Genomic DNA, 17734 nt, shown 5'->3' with positions numbered 1-17734 from the left:
CGTGGTCGGAGATGGAGTGATGAGGACGGGGTAGACCATGGCGGTGCCCAGGCCGAGCGCGATAGCGGACAGGATTCCGGCGAGGAGCGGGCGTTCGAGTAGGGCAAGGGCGAGGACAGAGCCGACGGCCTGGACGAGCATGCCGTAGACGACGAGTGATTTGCGGCCGACGCGGTCGGCGAAGTGGCCGGTGGGAAATCTGGTCAGTGCAGGTCAGTGCCGAGGCCACCGCGAGCGCCAGGTGCGGGACGGTTTCCAGGCACTGCCGGGTCATCAGGCGCGGGGCAGACGCGGTGCCCGCATCGGCCAGGTCTTTGCAGGAAGCTGAACGGGGCCAAGGCGTCATGGCGTCTGGGTCCGAAGGCGCTCGGTGACGTCCTGTCGCGCGCGGGCCCGGTAGCGCAGCGGCGACTCGCCGACGACGCGTTTGAACGCCGTGCTGAAGGCGCTTTCCGAGCCGTAGCCCAACTCCTCGGCGAGCGCCGCGACGCGGGCGTCACCGTCCCGGAGCGCGCGCTGGGCGAGCAGCATGCGCCATCGTCCCAGGTAGGTCAGCGGTGGCACACCGGCCGCCTGCCGGAACCGGTCGGCGAAGGTCGTCCGGGACATCGCGGCGGCCCGCGCCAACTCCTCGAGCCCCCAGGGGCGCCCGGGGCAGTCGTGCAGCAGGTCGAGGGCGGGGCGCAGACGCTCGTCGACGAGCAGCCGCAGCCAGCTGGAGGGCAGCGCGGTCTGGTCGACATAGGACCGCAGCACCTCCAGCAGGAAGAGCTGGGCGTACTGCTGGACCGCGAAGGCCGAGCCGGGCCGCCGCGCGGTGGCCTCGTCGAACAGCCGCAGCAAGGCGGCGAGGAGCCGGTCGTCGTCACCGGCCGATTTGATGTGCGCCAGTGGCGGCAGTGTTTCGAGGAGGAGTGTCCTTCCGGCCTCGTTCAGACTGACGCTGCCGCCGATCACGATGTCGTCGGCGTCGCGGTCCGCGGACGCGAAGCGGTCGGTGGAGAAGTCGGATTCCGGCTGCACCTCCTGGCGGGGTTCCGCACCGGCCTCGAATGCGACCCAGGAGCGCCCGGTGAGGATCGCCACGTCACCCGCCACGAGGTCGACCGGTTCGTCGATCCCGTCGGTGGCCAGGCGGGCCCGACCGCTGACGAGCGCGAAGAACTTGACCGGGTCGGAGAGCGGTGCGCGGCTCCACCATCCGCCGCGAGCCGCGATGCCGCCCGCGAGGACACCGCGGACCTCGACCAGATCGAGTGCTTCGGAGAGTCGGTCGGTGGCCATACCCGTACTCTCGCTCAAAAAATCGGGACTCTCAAGTATTCATCGTCCGGCTTCCCCCCGGCAGGCTGGTTGCTGTACCTCGCAGACGGTTCTACAGGAGAGAACATGCGTCACCGCGGCCTCGGCAAGACCGGGATCAAGGTAAGCCCCTATGCTCTCGGCGCGATGATGTTCGGGGCCATCGGCAACTCCGATCACGCCGACTGCGTCCGCATCATCCACCGGGCGCTGGACGCCGGCATCAACCTCATCGACACATCCGACGTGTACGGCCACGGCGAGTCGGAGGAGATCGTCGGCCGGGCGCTGAAGGGCCGGCGGGACGACGTCGTCCTCGCGACCAAGGCCAGCAGGCCGATGAGCGACGACCCCAACCACCAGGGCGCGTCCCGGCGCTGGCTGGTGCGCGCGCTGGAGGACTCGTTGCGCCGCCTCGATACCGACTATGTGGACATCTACCAGATTCACCGCCCGGACCCCGACACCGACATCGAGGAGACGCTCGGGGCTCTGACCGACCTGCAGCGAGCCGGCAAGATCCGCACCTTCGGCACCTCGGCCATGCCGGCCTCCGACCTCGTCCGCGCCCACTGGGTCGCCGAGCGGCGCGGCCTTTCCCGGCCGCGTACCGAGCAGCCGGTGTACTCGATCCTCGACCGGGGCATCGAGCGCGAGGTGCTCCCGGTGGCGCAGGAGTTCGGCATGGGCACCCTGGTCTGGTCGCCGCTCGCCGGCGGGCTGCTGACCGGGCGCTACCGCAAGGGCCGGCAGGCCGCGACACACCGCACCTCGAAATACGACTTCGCACACCTCAAGGACGAACGGCGGCTCGACGCCGTCGAACAGCTCATCCCGCTCGCCGAGGAGGCGGGCATGCCCCTGACCCATCTGGCCGTAGGCTTCGTGCTCGCTCACCCCGGTGTCACCTCCGCCCTCCTCGGACCGCGGTCCATGGCGCATCTGGACGATCTGCTCGCGGGCACCGAGGTCACCCTCCCGGACGACGTCCTGGACCGGATCGACGCCATCGTGCCGCCCGGCACGGACACCGGCACACTCGACGTGGCCCACCAGCCGCCGGCCGTCCTCCAGCGGGAACTGAGGCGCCGGCCGCCGGTTGAACGCGCGGCGGCGTGACGGCCCGTGCTGTTGGTCTGAGATGTGATCCGACGGAGGCCCCCATCACGGGACCCGTCTCATGGAAGGGATAGATCTATGTCTGATGCTCCGCTGCCCGAGGCTGCTCTGGCCTTGCTCCGTAAACCGAATCCGGCCGTCATGGCGACGGTCACGGCGAAAGGCCGCCCAGTATCTGTGGCGACCTGGTACCTCATCGAAGATGACGGCCTTCTCGTGCTGTGCATGAACGCCGACCGCGCCCGCCTGAAACACCTGCAAAACAACGGCCATGTGTCACTGACCGTGCTCGGAGCGGACGACTTCGGCACGCACGTCTCCGTCCAGGGACACGTCGTGTCGATCAAGCCTGATGAGGGACTCGCGACATCGACCGACTCTCAAGGCACTTCCTCGGCAAGGACTACCTCGCCAGAGAGCACCCGCTCGTGACGGTCCACGTAGCGATCGACCGGTGGTTCGGTTGGTCCGGAGGTTGTCCCCTTCAGCTCTGACCTCGCGCTTCACGGAGCTGACTGTCCAACGGATGGTCAGGAATCAGAAAGGGCCTTTTACCTGGGACGACAGGGCTTATCGAGGGTCCAGTATGTCGCCGAGCAAGAGGCACCTTTCAAGTGAAGAGTCGTAGCGGGCCCTACCCGCGTGTGCGGGTATCGGGTGACTCCAGCGGGGTGGTCCCCCACGCCGGCGGGGGTGCTGCTGGTCGAGACAGCCCGCAAAAGCGGGCTGGACGCGGCACAGGCCACAGCTTCACCGTCTTCGCCACGAACACCTCCGGCGGCCAGCTCGTAGACCTCGAACTTCGCCACCGCCGCAGGGCACGCGCCGAGGATCGCATCCGCGCCGCCCGCACCACCGGACTGCGCAACCTCCCCCTGCACGGCACCTCCCAGAACCAGGTCTGGCTGGAGATCGTCTCCCCCGCCCTGGACCTGCTCGCATGGCCGCCGATGCTCGCCCTCGACGGCGAAGTCCGCCGCTGGGAGTCCAAGAAGATGCGCCTGCGACTGTTCTCCGCCGCAGCCAGACTTGCGACCACCGCCCGCACCCGCCATGCCGGGGGTTGCGAGTCACGCTGGGCTCAGCAGGTCTGCGTGGCCCGTTCGCCGGAGGTAGTCGATCACCGCATCTCGGCTCTTCTCCAGGCACACGATCCTGTTCTCGACGACGCGCAGCTCGCGAGCGAGTTCCTCTGCCAGGATCTGAGTGCACGCGCCTGCTGCGTCCTGGTTCGATGGAGCCTCGATGTCCAGCACGATCTTGATCATCCTCGTCGACAGACCAGCCTCGACGAGCGCCCGGACGTGACGGGCATGCTCGACCTGGTCCTCGGAGTAGTCGCGGTAACCGTTGGTCGACCGCGACGACTCGATGAGCCCCTGCTGCTCGTAATAGCGGAGCATCCGGGCCGGTGCTCCTACCTTTTGGGCGGCCTCACTGATCTTCATCACTCGTTCCTCCTCGTCAGTCGCCGACTTGACCTTGACATTGATGTCAAAGTTTACGGTGACTCTCGAGACCCAGCGACCAGAACACGCTGGGGGAAGACGAACACGAGAGCGATCTTCAGATGATCAACGACAGCTCGATCCCCACATCCCGGGACATCCTCATCATCGGAGCCGGGGAGCTCGGCATGCCCGTCATCCGCAACGTCGTCCGACGAGCGAAGGACGTGGAGGGCTCGTCCATCAGCGTGCTCCTGCGGGCCGGCGCCATCGCGTCCACGGCACCCGACAAGCAGCGCGACGTCGCTGAGATCAAGAACCTGGGCGTGAAGATCGTCGAAGGGGACCTCGTGAAGAACACCGTCGACGAACTCGCCTCCCTCTTGGCCGACTACGACACGGTCATCGGGTGCACGGGCATCACCGCCGGCCTCGAAACCCCGATGAAGGTCGCCGAAGCCGCCCTCCAGGCGAGGGTTCCGCGGTACTTCCCGTGGCAGTTCGGCGTCGACTTCGACGTCATCGGCCGAGGGAGCCCGCAGGACATCTTCGACTCCCAGCTGGACGTCCGTGACCTGCTCCGGTCCCAGGACCAGACCGAGTGGGTCATCATCTCCACCGGCATGTTCATGAACTACCTCTTCGAGCCCGGCTCGGGCATGGTGGACCTGCCCAACGACACCGTCAACGCACTGGGAAGTCTCGAGACGGCGGTCACCGTGACGACGCCCGAAGACATCGGCGTCCTGACCGCGGACATCCTCTTCGCCGAACCTCGCATCCGTAACGAGATCGTCTACCTCGCCGGTGACACCATCACCTACGGCGAGCTGGCCGAGACGCTCGAGACCGTGCTGGAGCGTCCGTTTCGCCGTGTGGTGTGGACGGTTCCATCGCTGCTCGACGAGCTGGCCGCCGACCCGGACAACATGACGCGGAAGTACCGGGCGGTCTTCGCGCAGGGCCGCGGCGTCGCGTGGGCGAAGGACGACACCTACAACGCACGCCACGCGATCCCCGTGACCGACCTCCGCCAGTGGGTCAAGGAAAACCTCGGTAAGGGGATCGGCGGCGCGAGCGTCACCGACGACGACATGCTCGGCATGGCGCTGCACCTGCGGGCCAGGAGCTGAGCCTGCGCGAGATCGCCGCCCGGCTCGTCATCACCAAGGGCACCAAGAAGGGGCAGCACCCTTCCCCGCCGACCGTCATGCGAATGCCGCGAGAGCACGACAAACGCGTGACCACCACGGGGCCCACGGTGGCGCTGGAGGCCGCTGAGAGCGCCACGGGCACCAACGGGGCCCCAGAGTCATCCACGGACGGCCCTGGGGCCCTTCCCGCGTTTCGGGACGATCTCCAGTTCATCAGGGGCGATCCTGCGGGCGCACGGTCACCGGCGGGAGGTGAACGGTTCAGCTTTCGACTCGGACACGCGCGCCCGCGTTGGACGGCCTTGGGCACAACGGAACAGCGGTTAACGCCAAGCCGGTGAAAAGATCCTCCAGGATTGTGCGCCTCTCGGTAGGGCCGGGCGAGTAACTCGGTGTCCCCTTGCTCTAGGACGTCGAAAGCAATCAGGTAGGCGGGGCGTTCGGCCGCGGCTTCGATGGCTCCGCGGCCACGGCGGCGGGCGCGGCGCTGCAACTCCCCGAAATGCAGGCGCCCCGCCTCGCTCAACTCGCCGGCCGCGGACGGCGATGTCGGGAAAGGCGCCGGTGAGGTACGCGCCCTGACGGGACTGCAGCACGACCAGGCCGGGGCGAGCGAAGAGGATGCTCCGGAAAGCCGTCCAGCTTCTGTTCCGCGGTCCAGTCGCGCGCCGGCGCCTCCTCCGGAGGCAGCTGACGGCGGCCCTCGGCAAGCATCGGCTCGATCGGGGGAGTCAGGGCCACACGGTCACATCTACGCGCGACCGCCCCCACTCGCCCGCTGGAAAGACCCGAATGGGCCCAGGTCAGGGCCGTGATGGTGGGGAAATTCGGCTGCGGGCGGGCAGCGGGACGACGGTGGCACCGTCGCGCAGGGCGTCGTTTTCGAGGACCCGAGCTTGCGGATGGCTTCCTCATGCAAGGCGAGGGTTCGGCGCAAGTCGGTGTTCTCCTGCCGCAGCCGGCGAAGGTTCCCTTCTTTCGCCGCGGCGGCCTGTGGCTGGTTCGTGTGCGAGTCGGCGCGGGGCCCGGGATCCGGGGCCGGAAGTGAATGTCGATCAGGTGGGCATAGTGGCGATGGAAGGTGGCATGGGGGATGCCGAGATGCCGCTCGACGGTGTTGCGTTACTGGTGCGCCTCTCGGTCGAAGGCCGGCGGTCTGCCGCCCGCCTGTCCGCGCTGCCGCCGGTTGGCCTGCTGGTCGACCCGTTCCGGAATCACCGTGCGGGTGGTGTCTGCGCAGGTGCTCGCAGACGCGCGGGAGCAGTACGCCTTGTCGGGCCATCACCAGGTCCGGCCTGGTTCGGGGCCGTCCGTAAGAGCGGGGAAGGCGCAGGCGGGCCATGACCTCGGTGAAGGCGGGTGCGTCGCCGGCCTGGCCATTGGTGAGGACGAACGCCAGTTGGCGGCACCGGCCGTCGGCCGCGACGTGGATCTTCGTGGTCAGTCCGCCGCGGGACCGGCCGATGGCGTGGTCGTCCGGCTCCCGGCCGGGGCCCCTTTTTGCGGGCCCCGGCCGCGTGCTGGTGAGCGCGCACGATCGTGGAGTCCACGGACACGGCCCATCTGACGTTCTTTGTCCGCGTCGGCCTGGGCCACCAGGGCGGTGAACACCCGCTCCCACGTGCCGTCGACGGCCCACATCTGCAGCTCGTTGTAGACGTCTCGCCCGGTGCCGTACTTCTCCGGTTCACGTCCCCGCCGCGCGCCGACGGCCGGACACCGCACTCCTGTCCGGGGGACCGCTCCTGGGCGCGGCCGCGGCAGACCGCGAAGCCAGGTCGCCGAAGGGGCGGAACCGACCCGGTGCAGAAGGTCGGTTCCGCCCCTGCTCGGCCGTCACATGTGCACGACGGGGACGGCGTCGGGGTTCTGCTCCGGTACGCCGCGCCGGTAGAGGACGACGCTGATGACCAGGCCGACGGCGAAGAAGACCGCCGACCACCAGTAGGCGGTGGAGTAGGCCTCCAGGCCTGAGTGGGCCTGCACGGCGGGGTCCCTGGGGTCCTTGCCGGCCAGGTAATCGGTGGCGGCGCTGGTGGCGAGGGTGTTGAGCAGGGCGGTGCCGATCGAGCCGCCTACCTGCTGCATGGCGTTGACGGTGGCGGAGGCGACCCCGGAGTGCTCGATGTCCACGCCTTCGGTGGCCAGGGCCATGGCCGGCGGCATCACCAGGCCGAGGCCGAGTCCCGTGACGATCAGTGTCGGCAGGACGTCCGTGACGTAGGAGCTGTTGAGGTCGAGGGTGGTCATCCAGGCCATGCCGACGGCGGCCAGGCCCATGCCGAGCGGGACCACCGGCTTGGGACCGATGCGGGGGACCAGCACGCTGGTGGCGAGGGTGGCGGTGATCATGAGCGCGCCGGACATGGGCAGGAAGGCCAGTCCCGTCTGGATGGGCGTGTAACCGAGGCTCTGCTGCAGGTAGTAGGTGAGGAAGAGGAACACGCCGAACATGCCGGCGCCGCTGATCAGCACGGCGACGAAGGAGGCACCGCGGTTGCGGTCGAGCAGCACGCGCAGAGGCAGCAGGGGGTGGGAGGACCTGGTCTGCCACACGGTGAACGCGGCGAGCAGGATGGCCCCGGCGGCCAGCCATCCCCAGGTCTGCGGCGAACTCCAGTCATGACTCTCGGCGTTGGCGAAGCCGTAGACCAGACTGAACAAGCCGCCGCCGACGAGGACGGCGCCGGGGATGTCGAGGCTCGCGGTCTTGTCGCGGACGGAACGACGCAGCAGGAGGGCGCCGCCGATGAACGCGGCACCGGCGAAGACGAGGTTGACGTAGAGAGTCCAGCGCCAGTCGAGGTGCTCGGTGAGCACACCGCCGAGCAGCAGGCCGATGGCACCGCCAGCGCCGGCGATGGCGCCGTAGACGCCGAAGGCCTTCGCGCGCTCCTTGGGGTCGGTGAAGGTCGTGGTCAGCAGTGACAGCGCGGTCGGGGCGAGGAGGGCGCCGAACAGGCCCTGGCCGGCGCGCGCGGCGACCAGCATCTCGAAGCTGCCCGCGGCGCCGCCCAGGGCGGAGGCCCCGGCGAAGCCGACCAGCCCGATCAGGAAGGTGATCTTGCGGCCGAAGAGGTCGGCTATGCGTCCGCCGAGCAGCAGCAGGCTGCCGAAGGCGAGGGCGTAGGCGGTGACGACCCACTGCCGGTCGCCGTCGGAGAAGCCCAGGTCCTTCTGTGCCGAGGGCAGGGCGATGTTCACGATGGTCGCGTCGAGGACCACCATGAGCTGGGCCACGCCGATGACGACGAGGATCCACCAGCGATGGCGAGGTGGTGCGTGGCTGGGCGGGGGCGGGGACACGGTGGCCGTGTCCGGCCTGTCGATGGAGGTTTGGGACATGACGAGGTCTCCAGACGAAGTGGTCGAGGGACATGAAGGTGCGGTGGTGCTATGCGGACGGCTGCTTCGTCGGAGCTCGTCACGTGATGCGGTCGGTGATCGCGTAGCCGTCAGGCCGCCGGCGTACCTGAGCGGCGGACGCCTGTGCGGCGCTGGAAGGCGACACCGAGGGGAAGAACTGCCGCGACCGGTTCGGATCCGGGTCCGGGCTCTTCGGCGGCCTCCAGGCGAGCTGCCTGGGCCAAGGCGGGGGAGAAGGTCTGCCAGTACCGGGCCTGGCGGTTCAAGGTGCTGATCAGCGGCATGAGGTCGGTTACGGCCGGGGCCTCGGGGATGCCCAGGCGATCTGCCGCAGAGTTCCCGAGGGACCGCCGGAGCAAGCCCTGGATGAGGTCGCGCAGTGCGTCCTCGGACAGGACCGCGCCCGGGGCGTGAGACGTCGCGTGGGCCTGCGTGCCGATCACGGCAGCGGTAGCGGTGCGTGAAGTGTCGTCGGGCGCAGGAGTGATGGCCTCCAGCAGGTCCTGCAGGTGGCGGGCGCCGGCGTGGTCGACGACGGGCTTGCACAGGATCTCGTCAAGCCCCAGGAGATGGGCGACGTACGACCAGTACCGGTAGAGGTGGCGCTCCTCCTCGGACGTGATGTCGATGCCGACGGCTGCCAGGGACCGGTGGGCGATGAGGGTGAAGCCGAGCCAGGTGCGTGCCATGTCGAGCCGGCCGATCGGCAGACCCGGGACGCCCGAGTCCCAGTCGGTGAGGGCCGTGGCCCGCAGGCGGGCGTGGCGCAGCCGGGCCTCGACGGTGGCCACGTACCCGGGCTCTCCGCGCAGCAGCCCGCCCGGCCGGATGGTCTGCCTCACCCACACCCCGTCCTCCGAGAGCCGGCGCGAAACGGTCGGCGTGGGCCTGTCGGTTCGCATCAACAGCCGGGCGGTGGCCGGGGAAGCGTAGGTGTGGGCGAGCGCACTGGTGATCGCGCAGAGACTGAACCACATGGGCGGGATGGACAGGCTCACGACATCGCCACGGTGGAGCATCAGGGGGTCGACCCAGGAAGGGGTCGTCTCCACGTGCTTCAGCAGTGCGGCGACGGCGTCCGGGGGCCGCTCGTCGAGACCTGCCAGCCCTTTCCTCAGACCGGCGTCGAGTGCCTGCCGTGCCTTGGGGCCGTGGAGGTCCAGTTCGGCGATGACGGCGTCGGCGAGTGGATCCCCGGCGGTGAGCAGCGGGGCCATGCGGTCGGCCTCCACGGAGGGCCGACGGCCCACCGCTTCCAGGTCGATCACTCGTTCGGTGGGTGTGTGGGGGGTGTGGTTCGCGGTCATGCGGCTCTCACTTCCGAGAAGGCGCGACCGGGGCGTCGGGCGCGCGCAGTTCCCCGAGCCGGTCGGGAAGGTGGGGTGTCCGTCGCAGACGCTCTCTGACACCTGTCAGATTAGTGCCGATCTGACGGGTGTCAAGTAAGCTCTTCTCGTGGGCCCGGAGCCGGGCTGCGGGCAGCCCTCGCAGGCAGCCGAGGCGCGGGCTCTTCGGGAAGAGCGCGAGACTCATCGGCGAAGGACACCTGTGAGGTACACACCGCGCAGGCACGAACCAGCAGTCATGGAGGCTGTGATGGGAGTACGAACCGAGTCCGGCAGGCGGCCGGGACGCCCCGGTGCCGGCACTCCCGCGGTGCCCGGGGAGGAGAGCATCCTCCAGCGAGGCCTCGAGGCCTTCGCGGAGCTGGGCTACGACCGTGCCTCCGCGCGTGAACTGGCCCGCCGTCTGGGCGTCAGCCATAACTTCATCAACGACCGGTACGGGTCGAAGGCGGCCTTCTGGCGGGCGGTGATGGACCATGCGCTGGGGCCGCAACTGGAGCACCTGCCACAGGCGGATTCCGGAGTCGACGACGCCGAGCGGCTGCGCAAGATCGTCACCGGCTTCTACCGCGCCGCGGCAGACACGCCGTTGATCGGACGCGTCTTCGTCGACGAGTCGTCCCGGGACACCGAACGGTTGGACTACTTGTACGAGCGCCACATCGCTCCGACTCTGCGGCTCATGACGCCGAGCATCGAGCGGCTCGTCGCCTCCGGACGCATGGCGCCCGTCCCTATGGACGTGCTGTTCTTCGCTGTCATTCCGCCCGTCGCGGGAATGGTCGAGGGCCCTCTGGCGCGGCGCCTTGGCCGACCCGAGCCCGCCTCGTCGCAGCAGCTCACGGAGACAGCGGAGGCGCTGGCGACGCTCGTGGTCAACGGACTCCTCGCGATGGGAGCGCCAACGAGCCGGTGAGCTCGTCCGGCGTCCTGTCCTGCGGAGCTTGGGAGCTCGTATCAGGCGGATCAGCCCGGTGTCGCGGGCTCCGCTGCGGTCGGCCGGAAGGCACCGCACCTCACAGCCGGCCTGATTCAAGCGACAGGACTCAGCCCTGGAGGGCGCAGGTGACGTACCGGGCGGTGCGGACCGCCCGCTCGGGAGCCTGCGCGGTGGACACGAGGCTGCCGGTGTCCGGCTCGGCCTGCGCCCGGCCGCCGGTGAGCATGTCGCGCAGCAACTCGCACCCGCCCTCTGCGGGTTCGAGGCTGAAGGTCTTGTTGGCGCCCCCACTCCCCGGGCTGGTCGCCGCCGGCCGCGAGGGGCTGGTCCGCGTCGCGCAGGGAAGCGTGGCGGCGGAACGGAGGGCGAGCACCCAGGTCCCAGTCGAACAGATCGCAGTGGACGGCGGCGTCGGAGTCCTGGGCGTCGGTGAGGGAGAGGAAACCTTTCTCTCTGCGGCCGTAAATGCGCGAACTCCGGCGGTGCGCAGCACGATCCGGTCGGCACCCTCGGCACCCTCGGCACCCTCGGCACCCTCGGCACCCTCCGCACCCTCGGCACCCTCCGCACCTTCGGCGCTCTCGACGCCGAGGGCAGCGAGGTGATCCGGTAGGGGTGGGTGAAGCGCTCCGGGATCGGTGGATGCTCCATAGGTCGACTCCAGCCGTCGGTCGGGGCTGGTGTTGAGCGTGGTGGTAGATCTCGTGCTCGTGGGGCGGGATGTGCCCGATCGCGGTGTGGAGACGCTGGTCGTTGAACCACTCGACCCATTCCGCGGCGGTGATGTCGTGGTGAAGGACCTCACCGCCGCATGTTTCGGGATGACCTGCTACTTGATACGGATCTCGGCGAGTTGGAGGCGGTACCTCGTGGTCTCGTCCGAGGCGGGCTTGCCGAGTTTCGAGACCTTCAGGCGTACGTAGCGGCCGGTGGCGGACGTGAGGGCGTAGGTTCGAGCGGCTCCGCCCGGGTTGGGTTCGGCGGTGACGGTGCGGGCGGTGGTGTAGGTGCCGGCTCCATCGGGGCGGGTCTGGATGGTGAAGTCGACGGGGAAGCCCGCGGTGCCTCCGCCGACCGCGCCGGTGTCGGTGCGGGGGTGGAGGGTGACGGAGCCGATGGACCGGTCGGCGCCGAGGTCGATCTCGATCCAGACCGGGCTGGCGGTGACGTCGGCGGAGGGGAAGTCGATGCTGGTGAAGCCCCTGGAGCCGGTCACGCTGGTGGTGGAGCCGTCGAGCACACGGGTCTTGCCCCAGTCGCCGTTCTCCAGCGTGTAGTTGGCGGTGACGGTGGTCGCGGCGGTGGGGACGGTGAGTTCGGCGAGTTGAAGGCGGTACTTGGTGGTCTCGTCCACGGGGGGCGTACCGAGTTTGGTGGCCTGGAGGCGTACGTAACGGGCGGTGGTGGTCTTGAAGCCGTACGTCTGCACCAGCCCGCCCGGGTTGGGCTCGGCCGTGACCGTGCGGACCGTGGTGTACGCGGTGGCGCTGTCGGCCCGGACCTGGATCGTGAAGTCGACGGGGAAGCCCGCGGTGCCTCCGCCGACCGCCGGGGTGTCCGTGCGGGGGAAGAGGCGCACGGCGTCGAGGTCCGTGTCGGTGCCGAGGTCGATCTCGACCCAGACCGGGTTGGCACTGACGTCGGCGGAGGGGAAGTCGATGCTGGTGCAGCCCTTGGCGCCGGTCACGCTGGTGAGCTTGCCGTCGGTGAGCCGGTTCTTGCCCCAGTCGCTGTTCTCCAGGCTGCTGTTGCTGGTGACGGGCCGCCCCAGAGCGAGGTTGTCGAGACGGCCGGCGCCGCTGACCGTGAACGTCCAACTGCCCGGTTGAAGGGTGAGGTAGACGTACGAGGAGTCCTTGCCCGCGTAACCGAGGCCGGAGACGCTGCCGGTGGCGGAGCCGCCCGTGAAGACGGTGGTGCCGTTCGCCTTGATGACCGGCGAGGAGCCGCCATAGGTCGGCACCCCCACTCGCGCGGTCGTGCCGCTCGGGGAGGTCAGGGTCAGCGTCACCTGGGTGCCGTCGCGGGTGATGCCGACGCGGACGTTGCCCTTGACGGTCGGTGTCACCGTGTTGATCTGCGTGAGCGTGCCGGTCTGCGGGACGACGTCGTACGTGGTCCAGCCGGGCTTGGTGGGGCGGACACCGGCGGCGTAGGCGGACAGTGCGTACAGGGGGCCGCCGTTCCAGGCGTGGTTGTCGGTTCCACCCGACTTGTCCCATATCTCCCACAGGGTGTAGCAGGCGGGGTCGGCGACCTGGGCGGCGTAGCGGTTACGCATCCGCTCCTCTGCGACGGTGGCCGCGCCCATGAGGTAGAGCGCTTCCAGGACGTAGAACTCCATGTAGGGGCTGGCGTTGAGGTGGGTGCGCAGCACCTCGGTGACCGCCCGGTGGCGGGAGGCGGGTGCGAGGCCGGCGACGACGGCGAGTGCGTTGCCGCGGTCGTCGGTGTCCTTGGTGTAGCCGGGTGAGCGGTACTCGTTCTTGGAGGTGTCCCACAGAACGCGGTCGAAGTTGGCCTCGATGCTGTCGCGCTTGGCCTGCCAGAAGGCGACGTCGCCGCTGTTGCCGCTGAGGCGGGCGAGGGTGATGGCCGTGTCGAGAGCCAGGTAGTACCAGCAGTTGTCCAGGAGGCGGGCGTCGATGTTGGTGCCCCAGTCCTCCCAGTCCCAGTCCCCGGCGCGGTGGTTGACCAGCCCGGCCGAGTCCAGGCTCCACAGGTTCAGGTACGCCTTCACCGCCGGGTAGGTGCCGGAGACCGCGTCGGAGCTGCCCGTGTAGAGGTGGTACGTACCGAAGGCCCACACCGAGGCGAGCATCTGGACGGGCAGCTCCGCGGTCCAGATGGTGGACGGCATCGGCGAGTAGAGCACGCCGCCCGGCTTCTGCCAGGCGGTCAGCTCGGCGATGGCCTTGGCGCCGAGGGCGTGGGAGCGGGTGTCGAAGGTGTAGAAGCCTTCCTTGAGCTGGTTGACCACATCGCCCCACCACTGGGCGCGCTCGCGGGTGGGGCAGTCCATGTAGGTGTCGCGCATGTTGACGTACATCGTGCGGGCCGCTTTGCCCCACAGGGTGTCGAGGAATGCCTCGTTGCTGCTGAAGGAGCCTGCGAAGTCGGTGTCGTAGCCGGACTCCCGATACTTCAGATCCAGGATGGTGACGCCCGCGGGGATCGTGTACTTCATCGCCGTGCCGCTCATCCAGGCCAGCGCCTCGAACTCCTGAATCCCGCCCGCGCAGACGTAGGTGGCGCGAATGTTGTTTTCCGCCCCGGGTGTGAGGCCGGTCAGGCCATCGCCGTCGGCGTAGTGGTCGGTCTGCATGCCGATCACCGCGCCGGCCGGAGCGTTCACCTTCAGATAGGGCGTGACCTGGAGGTTCGAGGGCAAGGTGGCCGTGATGGCGGTGGCGCCCTGTCCCGTGGACGGCAACGACGACGCGTTGCCGTAGGACTTCAGGCCCGAGTACCGGAACTGCGGGACCGGCCGCTGGACGAGCCCGTTCCAGGGCGCGGCGCCGGCGGCTCCGAAGTCGGTGGGGGCACTCCACGCGCTGTCGTCGAAGCCGGCCGACTCCCAGGCGGTCACAGCGGTGGCGTTGCGGGCGTCGTAGTAGATGTTCGACTCGGGCAGGCGGAAGTTGACCTGGGTTCCGCTGGTGTTGTTGGAGTAGCCGGGGTGGACGGTGTGCTTCCAGCTGGTGTCGCTGACGACCCGGGTGGTGGTGGAACCGGCGGTGATGTCGGACTGGAACAGCAGACCGCCCTTGCCGCTGCTGCTGTGCGAGAAGCCCTGCTTGCCGAAGTACCACACCAGCAGCGCCACCGTGTTGCTGCCGCTCTTCAGGTACGGAGCGAGGTCGATCTCGTCGTAGTAGGTGCCGGTGCGGCTGGGGCCGCGCTTGAGCTGCCCGTCGAAGACGACGAGCGTGCCGTTGACCCACAGCCAGTACTTGGAGTCCGCCGCGATCTGCGTCACCGCCTTGGACGGCGCGGAGCCCAGGCTGAACGATCTACGGAACGCCACCCACTGGTTCGCCGAGCTGGACGGGGCCCAGATCCACTTCGCGGTCCAGGAGACGGCGGCCGACGCCGCGGGAGCGAGCCCCGGTAGAAGCACCGAGCCGAGGGTGGGCGTGAGTGCCACGGCTATGGCCGAGCGCAGGACAGACCGACGCGTTACAGAGGACATACGGGCTCCCGCTGGCGATGTGCGGTGATGGTGAGGAGGGGGCGTCCTGGAGGCCGAGGATGAGAGAGGTCTGCGGGACGCGATGTTTTGAATCGTTTCATCAGCGTGCTTGCAGCGGGAATTGTTCGACGTCGCGCGAGAGACTGTCAAGGCCCGTGCGCTCGGTTCTCCGCACGAGGTAGCGTCAAGTGCGTTTCATGGCCTGCCCGTCGAGTTCGTCGTGGTGTCGTAGGCAGGGACTGCATGCTGGCCCAGAAGTACTTCACGCGGGCGGAGCGCATCTTCGTCGCCCATGAGGGGCGCCCGCACTGGGGCAAACTCAACACTCGCGACGCCGAACATTTCGCCGCGCTCCACCCCCGCTTCGACGAGTTCACGGCGCTGCCCGACCGACTCGACCCCGACCGGCGCTTCACCAACCTCTATCTGCGCCGGGAGCTGGGAGAATGATCACGCGTCTCGTCCGACCTGCGACCTCATATCGGCTACGGTGTTGCTGTTATGGTGCTGTTCGATTCGAGGAGGTGGACGTACCGTGGCGGAACCTGGTCCTGCGCGAGCGGGCGCGGCATCGGCTCGGCGTTCTCCGGGGCGGCCGCCGGTGCCGTTGGAGCGCATCGTCGCCACGGCACTGCGGATCGTGGACGAGGAGGGCCCCGACGCTCTGTCGATGCGGACGCTGGCCCAGCGTCTGGGCTCGGGCACGGCGACGCTGTACCGGCACTTCGACAACCGGGCGGCTCTGGTCGCTCATGTCGTGGACCGCATGTTCGGCGTCGTGGAGCTGAACGGCGACGAACTCCTCGCGATGGGCTGGGAGCGGGCGCTGCGGACGGTCGCACAGGCCATGTTCGATGCCTTGGCCCGGCACCGGAACGCGGCGCGGCTGGTGGTTGAGCGGATTCCCTTGGGGCCGAACGCCATGGCACTGCGGGAGCGCTGTCTCGCGGTGTTGCTCGACAGTGGCTTCCCGCCGAGAGCCGCCGCGTACGCGTACGCGACTGTGGGCCGCTACGTCCTCGGGTTCGCCGTGCAGGTCAACGGACACGGCGGTGCGGGACAGCCCGACGACACACAGTCGGCGGCCGTCTTCCAGAGCGTGGATCCGGACCTGTTCCCGGCCACCGTCGCCGTTGCCGGGGTGATGCCGGTGCCGATCGAGGAGGAGTTCTCCTTCGGCCTCGAACTCCTTCTCGGCGGGCTTGCCCGCCTGCGTGACGAGGTCTGACCGAGCGATGTGATCACTCGGACAAGGTCTGGAAACGGACCGCTCCCTCGGGCAGATCCCGCTCCGCGGTCAGTGGCAGCTCCAGGGAGGTGAGCATGTCCCGGTAGCGTTCCGCCGGTTGCGAAGTTGGCTTTCTGCTGAAGACGACCAGCTCTCGGAAGCAGCCGGACCCGATCCGCCGTGCATGGCGCGACCAGCGCGGTGGCACCGCGTTCTCCGGTGCCACCGTCACACCTCCGCAGCGGCAGGACCGGGTGGCAGCAGGTGCCTGGCGGGCGGTGCACCCGAAGCGGTGGACCGCCCAGCACGACGCTGCGATCGGGAGCGCTCCCAAAGCCTTTGGAAGATCTCCGTTCGGGTCACCGGGCGGGCGCCGACGCCCTTCAGGCGGAATCACGGACCTGCAGCTCCGTGCGGAGGATGACGTGGCGGTAGGCCACCGACGGCTCCTCCATGTCCTCCAGCAGCAGCCGGATCATGGCCCGCCCCATATCCTCCAGCGGCTGACGCACCGTGGTCAGGCGTGGCTCGGTGCGCTGAGCCAGTGGAAAGTCGTCGAAACCGATCACTGCGACGTCCTCCGGTACCCGACGCCCTGCCGCACGCAATGCATGAAGCGCCCCTACCGCCGTGGTGTCCGACGCGGCGAGTACACCGTCGATCTCCGGGTGCCGTGCGAGCAGTTCCGCCATGGCGCGGCGCCCGCTCTCCTCCGTGAAGTCGCCCTCCGCGACCAAGGACTCCTCGTAGGTCAGGCCGGCCAGCGCCAGAGCATCCTGATAGCCCCGCAGCCGGCACTGGGCGACGTACATGTCCAACGGCCCCGCGATGGTGGCGATCTCTCTGCGGCCCCGTGCCAGCAGATGGGAGACGGCGCTGCGGGCACCGCCCACGTTGTCGGCGTCCACGTAACTGACATATTCGTCGCCCGAGCGGCGCCCCAGCATCACGGTCGGCAACCGTGCCTCCGCAAGCATGTCCGGCAGCCGGTCTCCCGCGTGCACGGACAGCAGCAGGACCCCGTCGACCCGGCCGCCGCGGGCGTACTCCAAAAAGCGCTTGCGTTCGGTGTCCGAGCGGACCAGGGTCAGCATCAGTTGCATCCCGGTGTGCGTCAGCGCGTCCCCGAGCGAGCCGACGATCTCCGAGAAGAACGGCTCGGCGAACACCCTCCAGTCGGGCTCCGTCAGAACGAGAGCAACGGCATCGGTGCGCTGCCCGGCCAGGGAGCGGGCCGCGAGATTGGGCACGTACCCCAGTTCCTCGATGGCTCGCTGCACGACTTCGCGCGTCGACTCCTTCACGCCGGCCGCGTTGTTGATGACCCGGGAGACCGTGCCCCGCCCCACCCCCGCGCGAGCGGCCACCTCTTCCAGTGTTGGCGTACCGGGGCGTCGCCTGCCCATGACCACCTCCCCCACGAGATCATCCGATCTTACGTGGCGAAGGAACCGGGCACACGGCTTCCAGGCGTGACCTGCGCTCCGTGGGCCGAGAGGACGTCTGGTTCGCCTCGTTCATATGTGATTGCGCTCTGCACGTCGTCGCGTTCAGGTGCTTCGAACCTGCGGCGCTGGGTGCGTGGGTGGGATGGACTCGACCAGCCGGAGACAGATGCTTCGTGACAAAGGCGGGACCC

Annotated in this window: 13 protein-coding genes and 2 pseudogenes; 7 read left to right on the top strand and 8 right to left on the bottom strand. The window is 68.9% G+C overall.

Translation table 11 applies throughout. The features are described from left to right. Positions 1-342 precede the first annotated feature (342 nt). Positions 343-1284: a cupin domain-containing protein gene (locus ACFZBT_RS09450; protein ID WP_391100450.1), complete on the bottom strand. Its 942-nt coding sequence runs from the start codon at positions 1282-1284 to the stop codon at positions 343-345. Between the two features lie 105 nt (positions 1285-1389). Between ACFZBT_RS09450 and ACFZBT_RS09445 the strand changes: the two genes are divergently transcribed. The 3 genes and pseudogenes from ACFZBT_RS09445 to ACFZBT_RS09435 form a co-directional block, all read left to right on the top strand. Beyond that, positions 1390-2421, top strand: coding sequence for an aldo/keto reductase (locus tag ACFZBT_RS09445; RefSeq protein WP_391100448.1), 1032 nt, complete (start codon positions 1390-1392; stop codon positions 2419-2421). Positions 2422-2499: 78 nt separating this feature from the next. Next, positions 2500-2853 (top strand): pyridoxamine 5'-phosphate oxidase family protein, encoded by a 354-nt coding sequence (locus ACFZBT_RS09440; protein ID WP_391100446.1) that lies wholly within the window; start codon positions 2500-2502, stop codon positions 2851-2853. Positions 2854-3161: 308 nt separating this feature from the next. Then, positions 3162-3467, top strand: a pseudogene (locus ACFZBT_RS09435) (transposase); the annotation flags it as partial. A gap of 24 nt (positions 3468-3491) precedes the next feature. Here the strand turns inward: ACFZBT_RS09435 and ACFZBT_RS09430 are convergent. Then, entirely contained in the window at positions 3492-3869 is a 378-nt protein-coding gene (locus tag ACFZBT_RS09430) for a MerR family transcriptional regulator (RefSeq protein WP_391100444.1), read from the bottom strand. A 122-nt stretch (positions 3870-3991) separates the two neighbouring features. Between ACFZBT_RS09430 and ACFZBT_RS09425 the strand changes: the two genes are divergently transcribed. Further along, positions 3992-5002, top strand: a complete 1011-nt coding sequence (locus ACFZBT_RS09425; RefSeq protein WP_391100441.1) for an NmrA family NAD(P)-binding protein — start codon at positions 3992-3994, stop codon at positions 5000-5002. Positions 5003-6859: 1857 nt separating this feature from the next. Here ACFZBT_RS09425 and ACFZBT_RS09420 read toward each other — a convergent pair. Together ACFZBT_RS09420 and ACFZBT_RS09415 are read right to left on the bottom strand one after the other, a co-directional pair. After that, positions 6860-8368, bottom strand: coding sequence for a DHA2 family efflux MFS transporter permease subunit (locus ACFZBT_RS09420; RefSeq protein ID WP_391100438.1), 1509 nt, complete (start codon positions 8366-8368; stop codon positions 6860-6862). Positions 8369-8478: 110 nt separating this feature from the next. Then, positions 8479-9696 (bottom strand): oxygenase MpaB family protein, encoded by a 1218-nt coding sequence (locus tag ACFZBT_RS09415; RefSeq protein WP_391100436.1) that lies wholly within the window; start codon positions 9694-9696, stop codon positions 8479-8481. 289 nt (positions 9697-9985) lie between these two features. Between ACFZBT_RS09415 and ACFZBT_RS09410 the strand changes: the two genes are divergently transcribed. Next, on the top strand, positions 9986-10651 hold the full coding sequence (locus ACFZBT_RS09410; RefSeq protein WP_391100434.1) for a TetR family transcriptional regulator: 666 nt from the start codon (positions 9986-9988) through the stop codon (positions 10649-10651). A gap of 130 nt (positions 10652-10781) precedes the next feature. Here the strand turns inward: ACFZBT_RS09410 and ACFZBT_RS09405 are convergent, their stop codons facing one another. Together ACFZBT_RS09405 and ACFZBT_RS09400 are read right to left on the bottom strand one after the other, a co-directional pair. Beyond that, positions 10782-11048 (bottom strand): hypothetical protein, encoded by a 267-nt coding sequence (locus tag ACFZBT_RS09405; RefSeq protein WP_391100432.1) that lies wholly within the window; start codon positions 11046-11048, stop codon positions 10782-10784. Between the two features lie 456 nt (positions 11049-11504). Beyond that, positions 11505-14795 (bottom strand): discoidin domain-containing protein, encoded by a 3291-nt coding sequence (locus ACFZBT_RS09400; RefSeq protein ID WP_391100429.1) that lies wholly within the window; start codon positions 14793-14795, stop codon positions 11505-11507. Between the two features lie 324 nt (positions 14796-15119). Here ACFZBT_RS09400 and ACFZBT_RS09395 point away from each other — a divergent pair. After that, positions 15120-15317, top strand: a pseudogene (locus ACFZBT_RS09395) (D-arabinono-1,4-lactone oxidase); the annotation flags it as partial. Between the two features lie 151 nt (positions 15318-15468). Continuing rightward, complete coding sequence (locus ACFZBT_RS09390) at positions 15469-16095, top strand: TetR/AcrR family transcriptional regulator C-terminal domain-containing protein (RefSeq protein WP_391100427.1); 627 nt, start codon at positions 15469-15471, stop codon at positions 16093-16095. Positions 16096-16108: 13 nt separating this feature from the next. Here the strand turns inward: ACFZBT_RS09390 and ACFZBT_RS09385 are convergent, their stop codons facing one another. Both ACFZBT_RS09385 and ACFZBT_RS09380 read right to left on the bottom strand, forming a co-directional pair. Beyond that, positions 16109-16321, bottom strand: coding sequence for a hypothetical protein (locus ACFZBT_RS09385; RefSeq protein ID WP_391100424.1), 213 nt, complete (start codon positions 16319-16321; stop codon positions 16109-16111). A gap of 157 nt (positions 16322-16478) precedes the next feature. After that, on the bottom strand, positions 16479-17501 hold the full coding sequence (locus ACFZBT_RS09380) for a substrate-binding domain-containing protein (protein ID WP_391100421.1): 1023 nt from the start codon (positions 17499-17501) through the stop codon (positions 16479-16481). Positions 17502-17734: the final 233 nt, after the last annotated feature.

Source organism: Streptomyces sp. NPDC008137 (assembly GCF_042957035.1).
Lineage (GTDB): Bacteria > Actinomycetota > Actinomycetes > Streptomycetales > Streptomycetaceae > Streptomyces.
Note: the sequence above shows the minus strand (reverse complement) of the source record. Positions and strands in the feature narration are given on the sequence as shown.